This is a genomic window from Nostoc sp. CHAB 5715, from assembly GCF_020829685.1.
Lineage (GTDB): Bacteria > Cyanobacteriota > Cyanobacteriia > Cyanobacteriales > Nostocaceae > Nostoc.
The window spans coordinates 1-11,537 of sequence record NZ_JAIVFR010000097.1; the positions used below are offsets into that span (position 1 = coordinate 1).

Annotated in this window: 10 protein-coding genes; 6 read left to right on the plus strand and 4 right to left on the minus strand. The window is 39.8% G+C overall.

The genetic code is table 11. The features are described 5' to 3' along the window. Both LC574_RS07830 and LC574_RS07835 read left to right on the plus strand, forming a co-directional pair. A partial coding sequence (locus LC574_RS07830; RefSeq protein ID WP_229452581.1) for an FtsX-like permease family protein occupies nt 1-490 on the plus strand: 490 nt, incomplete at its 5' end. A gap of 437 nt (nt 491-927) precedes the next feature. Continuing rightward, nucleotides 928-3,348: a sucrose synthase gene (locus tag LC574_RS07835; protein WP_229452599.1), complete on the plus strand. Its 2,421-nt coding sequence runs from the start codon at nt 928-930 to the stop codon at nt 3,346-3,348. Nucleotides 3,349-3,559: 211 nt separating this feature from the next. Here LC574_RS07835 and LC574_RS07840 read toward each other — a convergent pair whose 3' ends face one another. Further along, nucleotides 3,560-4,276: an ROK family protein gene (locus LC574_RS07840; protein WP_229452583.1), complete on the minus strand. Its 717-nt coding sequence runs from the start codon at nt 4,274-4,276 to the stop codon at nt 3,560-3,562. A 282-nt stretch (nt 4,277-4,558) separates the two neighbouring features. On the opposite strand from LC574_RS07840, the gene LC574_RS07845 reads away from it, so the two are divergent. From LC574_RS07845 to LC574_RS07855, 3 genes are all read left to right on the plus strand, one after another. Then, a complete protein-coding gene (locus LC574_RS07845; protein WP_229452585.1) occupies nt 4,559-5,062 on the plus strand; it encodes a 2TM domain-containing protein in 504 nt (167 codons plus the stop codon). Between the two features lie 567 nt (nt 5,063-5,629). Next, nucleotides 5,630-5,905: a BrnT family toxin gene (locus LC574_RS07850; RefSeq protein WP_229452587.1), complete on the plus strand. Its 276-nt coding sequence runs from the start codon at nt 5,630-5,632 to the stop codon at nt 5,903-5,905. Next, nucleotides 5,889-6,155, plus strand: a complete 267-nt coding sequence (locus LC574_RS07855) for a BrnA antitoxin family protein (RefSeq protein ID WP_229452589.1) — start codon at nt 5,889-5,891, stop codon at nt 6,153-6,155. Before LC574_RS07850 ends, LC574_RS07855 begins: the two co-directional genes overlap by 17 nt. A gap of 88 nt (nt 6,156-6,243) precedes the next feature. Here LC574_RS07855 and LC574_RS07860 read toward each other — a convergent pair whose 3' ends face one another. The 3 genes from LC574_RS07860 to LC574_RS07870 all read right to left on the minus strand — a co-directional run bounded on the left by LC574_RS07860 (nt 6,244) and on the right by LC574_RS07870 (nt 10,720). Further along, a complete protein-coding gene (locus LC574_RS07860) occupies nt 6,244-7,299 on the minus strand; it encodes a 3-deoxy-7-phosphoheptulonate synthase (protein ID WP_229452591.1) in 1,056 nt (351 codons plus the stop codon). 527 nt (nt 7,300-7,826) lie between these two features. Further along, a complete protein-coding gene (locus LC574_RS07865) occupies nt 7,827-9,485 on the minus strand; it encodes an alpha-amylase family glycosyl hydrolase (protein WP_229452593.1) in 1,659 nt (552 codons plus the stop codon). An 857-nt stretch (nt 9,486-10,342) separates the two neighbouring features. Further along, complete coding sequence (locus LC574_RS07870; protein ID WP_229452595.1) at nt 10,343-10,720, minus strand: DUF1823 family protein; 378 nt, start codon at nt 10,718-10,720, stop codon at nt 10,343-10,345. Between the two features lie 219 nt (nt 10,721-10,939). On the opposite strand from LC574_RS07870, the gene LC574_RS07875 reads away from it, so the two are divergent. Beyond that, entirely contained in the window at nt 10,940-11,107 is a 168-nt protein-coding gene (locus LC574_RS07875; RefSeq protein WP_229452597.1) for a hypothetical protein, read from the plus strand. Nucleotides 11,108-11,537 lie beyond the last annotated feature (430 nt).

Genomic DNA, 11,537 nt, shown 5'->3' on the forward strand with positions numbered 1-11,537 from the left:
TAATGCAGAAACAGTACTAAAAAATTTGCAAGCAATTTTGCCTAATGATGTCCAAGTTTTTACACGCCAAGGCTTTATTGAGTTTGAGAAAAAATATTGGGCTGTTAGAACGCCTATTGGTTTTATACTTAACTTGATGTTGACAATGGCTGCGGTTGTTGGTGTAGTTATTGTTTATCAAATTCTCTACAGCAATATTGCTACACAGTTCGTTGCTTACGCCACTTTAAAAGCCATAGGTTATGCCAATAAATATTTATTAAATGTGGTATTTCAGCAAGCTTTAATTTTGGCAATTTTAGGTTATATACCAGGATTTATTACTTCTGTTTTGCTATATAGTTTTGCAGCAGAAGCAACTAAATTACCAATATTGATGACCATTAATAATGCACTCATTGTCTTAACTTCAACTGTTTTGATGTGTATAGCATCAGGAGCGCTTGCTATCAACAAACTCCGCTCCGCAGATCCAGGAGATATTTTCTAGCTATTCCTAGCAGCAAAATAATTAAATTATTTTGCTCTGATATAGGCTTATATAGCAATCCTATTTGAGTCGTGAAAATTTTGTTATGGTCGTCCTTAGTCATTTGTCCTTGGTCATTTGTGATTACAAAGGACAAATAACTAATGACTAATGACAGCAAAGAGAAAAATATTTCACAAATGATTTAGGACTGCTATATCAAAAGAAACAAAAATTGTATTCCTTTAGTTAGAGCCAAAAATACTGAGTCATAGATACTTTAGGTAAAGAAGAACACGATTTAAGTGCCTGCTGAAAAGTTGATATTTGTAGGTACACAGATAAATACAATTTATCTGTGTTATTTCGTGTTTATATGTGGTCTAACAAAAGGTGGAGGCTTATTTGTCTCGCCTTGAAAGTCAACAATGCAAACATCGTCATCTAGTGGAGTTGCCATGTCTGAATTGCTTCAAGCAGTCTTAGATAGTGAAGAAAGAAGTGATTTACGTTCTTTTCTTAGTGAATTACGCCAACAAGAAAAGAAGTACTTGCTGCGGAATGACATACTGAATGTATATAGTGAGTATTGCTCAAAGTCCCAGAAACCCGAGGAATTTTATACTACCTCTGAGTTAGGCAAACTGATTTACTATACTCAAGAAATTATTCAGGAGGACTCAAACTTTTGTTTCATTATCCGTTCTAAGATTGCCAGCCAAGAAGTTTATTGGTTGACATCAGACTTAAGCATTGAGCCGATGACAGTGCAGGATTTGCTCGATCTGCGCGATCGCTTGGTGAATAAATATCATCCCAACGAGGGCGACCTGCTAGAGTTGGACTTCGGACCGTTTTATGACTACACCCCAGTCATCCGCGACCCCAAAAATATTGGTAAGGGAGTACAATTTCTCAACCGCTATCTATCCAGCCAAATCTTTCAAGACTCCAAACAATTGCTCGACAGCTTATTTAATTTCTTGCGCCTGCACCAATACAACGGTGTGCAACTGCTGATTAACGATCGCATTCAATCACAGCAGCAACTTTCCGAGCAAGTTAAGAAAGCTATTGGTTTTGTTAATAATCGCCCCGATGATGAACCCTACGAGCAATTCCGGTTCCAATTACAGTCAATGGGTTTTGAACCGGGTTGGGGTAACACCGCAGGGCGAGTACGGGAAACTTTAAATATCCTCGATGAATTGATTGATTCTGCCGATTCCCAGACCCTAGAAGCCTTCATTTCTCGTATCCCGATGATTTTTAAAATCGTCTTGGTTTCAGCCCACGGTTGGTTTGGGCAAGAGGGAGTGTTGGGGCGTCCAGATACCGGTGGTCAGGTAGTTTACGTCCTCGACCAGGCAAAGAGCCTAGAGAAGCAGCTACAAGAAGATGTCCTGCTTGCAGGTTTAGAGAAATTAAATGTCGAGCCAAAGGTAATTATTCTCACCCGCTTGATTCCCAATAGTGATGGCACTCTTTGTAATCAACGGCTAGAAAAAGTCCACGATACCGAAAATGCCTGGATTTTGCGAGTCCCTTTACGGGAATTTAATCCTAACATGACTCAAAACTGGATTTCCCGATTTGAGTTTTGGCCTTATCTAGAAACTTTCGCCATTGATTCAGAAAGAGAACTACGGGCAGAATTTCACGGCAGACCTGACTTAATAGTTGGAAACTATACTGATGGGAATTTAGTGGCATTCTTGCTGGCGCGACGGCTGAAAGTTACCCAATGCAATGTTGCCCATGCTTTGGAAAAATCTAAATACTTATTCAGTAACCTCTACTGGCAAGAATTAGAAGATAAATATCATTTTTCATTGCAATTCACAGCTGACTTGATTGCAATGAATGCTGCGAATTTTGTTGTCAGCAGCACCTACCAAGAAATTGTGGGAACACCGGATAGTGTGGGACAGTACGAGTCTTATAAGTGCTTCACCATGCCGGAGTTGTATCATGTGACCAATGGCATTGAATTATTTAGTCCCAAATTTAATGTCGTACCGCCTGGAGTAAACGAAAATAATTACTTCCCCTACACCCGGACTAAAGATCGAGTAGAGAGCGATCGCCAACGCCTTGCAGAAACACTTTTTACTCTGGAAGACCCCACGCAAATCTTTGGCAAACTCGACGATCCTAACAAGCGCCCTCTCTTCTCAATGGCGCGTCTTGACCACATCAAAAACCTCACAGGTTTAGCTGAATGTTATGGTCAAAGTAAAAAATTACAGGAGCATTGCAATTTAATTTTGGTGGCGGGTAAATTGCGCGTCGAAGAATCAGGCGACAACGAAGAACGTAACGAAATTATCAAACTTTACCAAATAATTGAGGAGTACAATCTCCACGGGAAGATTCGTTGGCTGGGTGTGCGCTTGTCTAAAACTGATTCTGGTGAAATTTACCGAGTCATTGCCGATCATCAAGGAATTTTTGTACAACCAGCTTTATTTGAAGCTTTTGGTTTAACAATTTTAGAGGCGATGGTTTCAGGATTACCGACTTTTGCCACACAGTTTGGTGGCCCACTGGAGATTATTCAAGATAAGGTCAATGGCTTTTTGATTAACCCAACAAATTTAGACGAGACAGCCACAAAAATTGTTGATTTTATCACAAAATGCGAACAGAATTCTAACTATTGGAATGAAATTTCGCAGCGAGCAATTGACCGAGTTTATAGCACCTATACTTGGAAAATTCACACTAGCAAGCTGTTATCATTGGCACGGATTTATGGCTTCTGGAACTTTACCTCGAAGGAAAATCGGGAAGATTTGTTGCGTTATCTTGAGGCTTTGTTCTATTTAATTTACAAGCCAAGAGCGCAACAGCTATTAGAGCAGCATAAGTACCGTTAGTTTGTCATTTGTCATTTGTCATTTGTCATTTGTCATTAGCTAAAGACTAAAGACAAATGACTAAAAACATGTGCAATTCTCTTACTTAACCTGTGTTAATTTTTATAAAAATTTTAAATATTGAGAAAGAAGCACCTTAATAAAAAGTGCGTAGGCGTAGCCCCTCAGAGACATCGCTTAGTACGCCCAGTTGTGAATATTGAAAAAGTTTTTACCTTTTCTCATCTCGCCACAAAGCAATACCGCCTAATAAACCAGCGATATTGGGGATGAGTTTTACATTTAACGGTAGCTGCAAATTCACTCTCACAGCTTCACCGCCACCAATGTAAAGGTAATCATAATTGAACAGATGTTGCAAGGATGCGATCGCTTTTTCTAAACGCCTGTTCCATCTTTTCTCACCAATTTTTTCTAACTCTGCACGTCCCAACTGCTGCTCAAAAGTCTCTCCTTTGCGAAACGGGTGATGTCCCATTTCCATATTCGGCACCAGCTTCCCATCTACAAATAAAGCCGAACCAAACCCCGTACCTAAAGTAATCACCAGTTCGACACCTTTACCTGCGATCGCACCAAACCCCTGCATGTCTGCATCATTAATCACCCGTACAGGCTTGTTTAAGTGTTTTAATAATGCTGTTTCCAAATCAAATCCAATCCAATCTGGATGTAAGTTTACCGCAGTTTCCGTGACTTTGCACCGCACCACACCGGGAAAACCGACGGAAACGCGATGAAATTCACCTTGAGCGGCTGCTAAGACAACAATTGCATTAATTACAACCTCTGGTGTAGCAGGTTGGGGTGTATCTAAACGCGCCCTTTCCGTTACAGGATTCCCCGTAATATCCAAAACCATAGTCTTAACGCCACTACCGCCAATATCAACCGATAGGGTACGAATCGATCCATTTTCTTCAACCATTGAGTTACATCCTTCTTACTGCTTAGTTACTTCGTTATTATCCTCTGCTGCATCTTAATAATATCTGGATGTTTGGAGAGTCTTCACATTGGTGGGGAGTGGGGAGTGGGGAGTGGGGAGATGAGGGAGATGAGGGAGCAGGGGGAGAATGACTAATGACTAATGACCAATGACCAATGACTAATAGATTTGCTAATGTAATAATGGAAATAGTACTAGCGTAGCTGCTTAAAATCTATCGGGCAGCAAATTTCTATTAAAAGTAATATAAGAGAAAGAATTATGACGACATTTGAACCCAAGAGCCTCCGCTCTTATAGCCAAGATGATGTCCAACAAATTCTGCAATTAGCGATCGCTCGTCAAGCTGACGCCAAAGATACAGAATTTTCTTATGAGCAGATATTAGAAATTGCTGCTGAGTTAGAAATATCACCTGAGTCTTTAAAGTTAGCAGAACGCGATTGGGTAATACAACAGGGACAAGTCCAACGGCGAAAGGCTTTTGACGCTTACCGCATCAGAAGATTTCAGAAGCGTCTAGGAAATTATGCAATTTTAAATGGCTTTTTTATACTTCTAAATTTAATTACTGGTGGCGGAATTTCTTGGTCGTTGTACATTTTGCTATTCTGCGGATTGCCTGTAGGACTGGATGTCTGGAATACGTTTCAAATGAAAGGCGAAGAGTATGAGATGGCATTCCAGAAATGGAATCGTAAGCATGAGATTAAGAAAACTATCAGCACAGTTTTGAATAAGTGGTTTAAGGCATTACAGGCTTAATAGATTTGCTTGGCTTTAGCGTACCTCCACCCAGAAGCAAGCTACGCGCAGCATCTGTAAACCAGCTCGTCGTAAATATCGCTAATTCAAAAAAATACCCCGCAGGAGAATTTGGGGTAATATTTACTGCAATATTGGTTCTGTAATACCATTGAAAGTTAATCTGAATAAACACAACAATTATCAGAATTAAAATTGATGTTATCTAATTGGCTGAAGTATTCTTTCTATCTTTCTATGGATATGACACTCTATTAATAGTGTGAAAGATGATTTTATCGAAACAGAATTCTGAAGTCAGTAGTCATATCATGTCCGGATAATTAGTTATGATTCCCACAGTCATTGCACCCCACACGCCAGTCGCTCATGGGGGAAACCCCCAAGACCGCGCTGGCTCCCCTTAATCCCCTCCCCAAAGCATTGGGGAGGGGAGACAAAGCGACGATTGGCGGGGTGGGGTTCTGCGGGTTTAGTAAGTAATCAAGCGGACATGATATCAGAATTCAGTTGGGCAATCAGCCAGTATAAAATAACTGGAAAACAGATTTTTAGTATATACTATAAATGCGCTTTGAGTGGGACGACAACAAAGCTGAGTCTAATTTTCTTAAGCATGGTATTACATTTGAGGAAGCCGTGACAGTTTTTGCCGATCCCTATCTCTTGTTTACGGAAGACTCCAAGCATTCCGAGCAAGAAGAAAGAGAATGGGCAATTGGAGAAGCGGAAAATGGCTCAATGATCGTGGTTGTCTTTACAATGCGTGGCGAACAGATCAGGATAATAAGTGCGAGAAAAGCAACAAAAATAGAGCGTCAAAGATATGAAGAAGGAATCTGAGTTCCCTTTCGAGAGGGCAAGGCGAGTCACACCAGAAGAAAGTCAGAAATTCAAAGAAGCAATTTCTGAACAGTTTGGCATGAAGTTGATAAAGCGGGGTAGACCACCAAAACATGAAGATGAGAAGTATGAATTAATTTCTCTCAGACTTCACCCGAAAATCCTAGCTTGGGCGAAAGAAGAAGCCCAAAAAAGAGGCATTGGCTATCAAACAGTTATTAATGAGGTACTACTACAGCGAATTAGCTGATAGAGTGCGATCGCCGCTTTTGTGGTTAACAGCGATCGCTCCTGTTGTTAGCAGAGTAGAGATTAGAGGGGAACCTACACTATGGTATTTATTTAAGTTTTTCGTGAGCAGCTAAAATAATTTTTTCGGTTTCTTCCCAACCAATACATTTATCAGTTACAGAAATCCCATATTTTAATTCATCTTTACCAGTAATTGGTTGACTACCTTCATACAAATGCGATTCCAGCATCATGCCAACTATTGATGTATTACCATCTACTATTTGCTGAATAATATTTTCTAAAACAGCACCTTGTAATTTGTAATCTTTATTGGTATTGCCGTGGCTACAGTCGATAACAATCCTCGATGGTAAATCTGCCTGTTTTAATTTCTCTTCTACCAGTTTGACATTTGCCACATCAAAGTTAGGTTGACTACCACCCCTTAAAATTACGTGACCGTAGCCATTACCTTTAGTTTGAAAGACGCTGACCTGTCCGTTTTGATTAATTCCTAGAAAACTATGTGGGTTTCTAGCTGATTGTAGGGCATTCAAAGCTACTTGAATATTGCCGTCAGTACCGTTTTTAAAACCCACAGGCATCGAAAGTCCACTTGCCATTTCGCGGTGAGTTTGTGATTCGGTCGTGCGTGCCCCAATAGCAGACCACGTAATTAGTTCACTAATATATTGAGGTATGATTGGATCTAGTGCTTCTGTACCAGCAGGCAATCCCAATTCTGTAATTTTTAATAATAGATCCCGTGCAATTAATAACCCATTTTCTACATGGAAAGAATCATCCATATCTGGATCGTTAATTAACCCTTTCCAGCCTACGGTTGTTCTTGGTTTTTCAAAGTACACTCGCATAATTAGTAGCAGCTTATCCTGGACGCGCTCGGCCAATCTTTTCAACCTTTCAGAATATTCGAGTGCTGCTTTTGGGTCATGGATTGAGCATGGGCCAACTACTGTAAATTTTCGGCGATCCTGAAAATCTAGGATCTGTTCTATTTGCTGTCTATATGCTAAAACTCTTTGCTCGGCTAATTGTGTTAAAGGTAATTTTGATTTGACTTCATTGGGAGTTAATAAGATGCGATCGTTCTCAATATTAGCGTTGTCGATATTACTATTAAATAATTTGTTGTGCATGGTGATGCTCTGGCAATTCTATATACACACTTCAAATCAAAAGTGTAACACAAACCCATGAAATTTTAAAACGGTTGTTTTAAGCTTTTCTTAATTATCCTGCGATCGCAAATAGACTATGCTGTAGGGGCACGAGCCAGCTCATTGGTGTCAACTTGAGCTAAAACTAGCTTAACCGAAAGCTTGACTCACCCGCCTTGAACTAAAGTTCTTTGGCTTTTAGCTAAAGTCTACTGAGTAGACTAAAGATTTTTTGCTATATTTAGTTATCAAAAGAGGGTAACGCTTACGCTCAACTCAACCTACTATTCTTCTTAACCCAAGCGTATTAACCCATATTTGGTATTTATTGTCAATACGTAAGTCCTAATGACTGAAAAAGGGGAAATATTTTCCCCCTTTGTCTTTACTATTGAACTACTTACTCAGTAGTAGTGTATATACAGCAGATTTCAAGTTGCTGAGGTATACAAGCTAAGTCTGTTACCCAGGTATAAAGCGTGTTTTGCTCCTGAATTCTGCTGTAATTACTGCCATACAAACACTTTGGCTTCGTATGGCCCTAAGTCAGTTACGATGCCATCGTCACCAGCTTCGACATCATAATTGCCTGTCCACTCGTGCCATGTACCAGCGCTAGGAAAGTTAGGAACATGATAGTCAGCTAGGAAATTTTCTGAGAAATTTGCAATTACGACTACACGAGAACCTTCATCATTCCAACGAGTATAAGCTAATACTTTTGCTTCTGCATTTTCGTGGATAAAATCAATATTTTCTGTGTAAAGAGCATGATTACTTTTACGCAGGTTGGTTAAGCCTTTGTATGATTCAAATAAACCACGATTTAAATCATTACCTAACAGCGTCCAATCGATTTTCGATGATTCAGGTTGTTTAGGTTTGTACTCACCAAATTCTTCTCCCATCCAAATCAAAGGTACGCCAACAGCAGTCATTAGGATGGCTACTCCTAATTTAGCCCGCCTAAAGGCTTCTTCGTTAAAAATCTCACGGTTCCCCAGTTCTACCATGATATGGTTATGGTCGTGGTTGGTGAGATAATTTACTACATTGGTAGCACCCAAGAAGCCTTGGCGCTTGCAGTCAATGACATCTTTGAGACGCTCTAAATCAAATGTATCACCGCAGATATGTTCTAGAATGCAGTGATAGAAACTATCATGCCAGCAACCATCCATTGGTCCATCTACATTGGTAATGCTGGTAGTTTCAGGAATGTGTTCGGCAACGTTGTAAAAAGGCTTCATGCTAGCAGTTTTTTTGGCTTCCTGAACAATCCAGTGCATGAAATCGTAGTTGGCAATTTGCCGTGCTGCATCATAGCGAATACCATCAAGATGATATTCTGATATCCAAAAGCGGATTGTATCACCAATAAATTTCCGCGCTGGATGAATTTCTAAATTTTCGTCATAATGTTCGTAATTAAATTCTGGTCCCCAGTTATTATCAGGGTCACGGGGCGAGTGATGAAACCAATAATCGTGGTCAATTTGTGTTAACGGACTAGATGCTTCTGAGTGGTTATAAATACCGTCAATAATTACACGAATACCTCTGCCATGACACTCATCAATCAATTTTTTCAACTCAGCAGTAGAACCATAACTAGATTCTGTTGCAAAGAAGTGGCGGGGGTTATAACCCCAACTATAATCACCAGGATATTCTTTAAGTGGCATTAACTCAATAGCATTAATTCCCAATTCAGATAGATAATCTAACTTTTCAACAACATGTTTGTACTTGCCTCGTGCATAAGGATCATCCTCGCCACCAGAAAAATCACCGACATGCAATTCATAAATTACCAATTCGTGGTCAGCAGGTAAAGGTTTATCATCATTTTGCCAAAGGTATGTATCGGTAATCCTTTTTCCATCTTTGACGTGGATTACACCGTCATCTTTTCCACTTAGTTCATCAATATCAGTTGCATAGGGATCTGTGACATCAACCCATTGTTCTGGTTCAAAAAACCATGAATTAGTCTGAACACGGAATTTATATTGATAATCGCCGTCTTCTAGTTCAACACTTGTACGAAAATAACCATCATCACCTCTCTCCATTGGAATTTCTTGCCAATTAGAAAAAGAACCAATTAATGCGGCTCCTTTGTTATAAGGCGCAAATAAATTAAATTCAATTGGCTTTGACATAGAACTGTTTGTAATATCAAGGGTTGATAGAAGTATTCTCTGATACTCAATTGAGTTAACAAATCGCTCTAAAGAAATAATTATATAACTAGCGCTTCTATCTTGAGGATGATTTTATAAAAATTTTATAAAAATAACTACTTTTTGGCTATCTATGACTGTTTTTAGAATTTATTTTTTAACTAATATCCAGATTATATTTAGTACACTTACTGCCTATAATACTAAAACTTAAAAGTTTTTATTAAGTTCTTAATTAGCAGACATTAAGTAAAACTAAAATAGTTATTGCTAAATATCTGCTGTATAAGATTACCGAAGAAAGGCAGAGGGCAGGAGGCAGGAGGATTAAACAATTCGCAATTCGCAATACTTCGGCTACGCCCTTACTTCGACGCCGCTCAGTACAAGTCGGCTACGCTCAGGACAAGCTCAGTACAAGTTCGCAATTACGTTTAGGTAGGGGATTTAGACCTCAATCGCATTACAAGCTTTGGCATTGGGGATGGGGTTTTAAACCCTAAAACACAAGCGATAAAATATATTTTTTGCCCTCTGCTCAAGGGGGTTAAGAGCACACTTCGGCTACGCTCAGTGCATCGCGTAAATTTATTTATGAAAAACAAAAAATATGTATTCCATCGAGTAGGCGCATATTTATAGCGTCCTTATTAAATCCCCTAAATTTATCGTAAGTTCAAGGGTTTAAGACCCCAACCATTATATGTAGCACCAGTTTCAGTCGGGGTTTAAATCCCCGTCTGAGATGTCTAAAATGTTTGAATTTTGAATTTTGAATTTTGAATTGTTAATTATGAGGATTCCTCCAGCATAGCTGCCTCCTGCCTCCTGCCTCCTTAATCAATTTTGCCGTTAGTTTGTTGCAGATAACTTAACAACCAATTTGCCGCCGTTGCTCTGCGAGTTTGCCGAGGCCCAAATTCCCCAATTTTGTAACCTTTGAAACCCAGTTTTTCTTTGAGCATTTGTTTATTTTCAACAGGAATGGAACGAGTCAACTTGACTATTGCGGGGCGAGATTCAATAAAATTTGGTGGTTGGGGGTACTCATCTTGCCATCCTGGTGCAACTAGGGTAGTGTCCCATTGTGCAGTTGAGGAATCATAGCGATAACCTAAATAATGCCATAGCAACTGGTTGACTGTGGCATCATCAAGTTTTTCGTTAAGAATTGCCCAAATTGTTTCTGTATTCAGTGGTGGCAGGTTAGACATAAGCAATTCAAAATTCCAAGTTGAAAAACTGACTACTGATTAATTAAATTCACAGTTAGTAGGTGTTGAAAAATACTTTATCACTACTCTGCGACACTCCCAAAGTTCGGGATAATTTTATTTTTATCTACATCTGCTGGAAGATTTATCCGCCACAAGCATTAGAGAAACTACTAAAGTGATCCTGAATAAGGAGATTTGCTAACTCAGGAGGAAATTATGGAAATAGGGGATATGTTCAGAAATATAGTCGGTGGCAAGCAGAAAAAACGTGATGAAGAATGGGATAATAGCGATCGCCAGTACAAACATCGCCGTGATGATGACGACGATGACCGGGATTACAGACATCGCGGTGATGATGACGATGACGATGACCGTGATTAATTTCGCGGCTTGGTTTGTACCTTTTCCCCTACCCCCTGCCTCTTATCAAACGCAACCGCAGCCGCGACACCTTCAAAATGAGGTTAGGTTTGGGTACGGTTTTAGAACAGTCGGGGGATGGGCTTGTAGAGAAAGCTAGCGGTTCATCCCTATGCCGAATCAGCTTGTAGCAATATGTTCTAATCGGCGTGAAAACAGGAAGCTTACCAAAGAACGAGTTGACCAATGAATTGATTGACTACCGTGACTCACTCAAAGCTAACGTAAGCGTTCAGGGTGAAAAGCTGCTAGCGGGTAAGGGACTTATATCACGTCCGGTTAAACACAAGTCAATTGCGAACGGAGTGAAGCAATCGCTCCAGACGTTGTGATTGCTTCGTTTCACTTCGTTCCACTCGCTTTTGACATATCACAAGTAATTTATCGGACA

What these genes read in the sequence shown, in the direction of transcription:
- LC574_RS07835 (WP_229452599.1), top strand. Translation starts at nt 928, where the DNA reads ATGTCTGAATTGCTTCAAGCAGTCTTAGATAGTGAAGAAAGAAGTGAT.
- LC574_RS07840 (WP_229452583.1), bottom strand. Translation starts at nt 4,276, where the DNA reads ATGGTTGAAGAAAATGGATCGATTCGTACCCTATCGGTTGATATTGGC.
- LC574_RS07845 (WP_229452585.1), top strand. Translation starts at nt 4,559, where the DNA reads ATGACGACATTTGAACCCAAGAGCCTCCGCTCTTATAGCCAAGATGAT.
- LC574_RS07850 (WP_229452587.1), top strand. Translation starts at nt 5,630, where the DNA reads ATGCGCTTTGAGTGGGACGACAACAAAGCTGAGTCTAATTTTCTTAAG.
- LC574_RS07855 (WP_229452589.1), top strand. Translation starts at nt 5,889, where the DNA reads ATGAAGAAGGAATCTGAGTTCCCTTTCGAGAGGGCAAGGCGAGTCACA.
- LC574_RS07860 (WP_229452591.1), bottom strand. Translation starts at nt 7,299, where the DNA reads ATGCACAACAAATTATTTAATAGTAATATCGACAACGCTAATATTGAG.
- LC574_RS07865 (WP_229452593.1), bottom strand. Translation starts at nt 9,485, where the DNA reads ATGTCAAAGCCAATTGAATTTAATTTATTTGCGCCTTATAACAAAGGA.
- LC574_RS07870 (WP_229452595.1), bottom strand. Translation starts at nt 10,720, where the DNA reads ATGTCTAACCTGCCACCACTGAATACAGAAACAATTTGGGCAATTCTT.
- LC574_RS07875 (WP_229452597.1), top strand. Translation starts at nt 10,940, where the DNA reads ATGGAAATAGGGGATATGTTCAGAAATATAGTCGGTGGCAAGCAGAAA.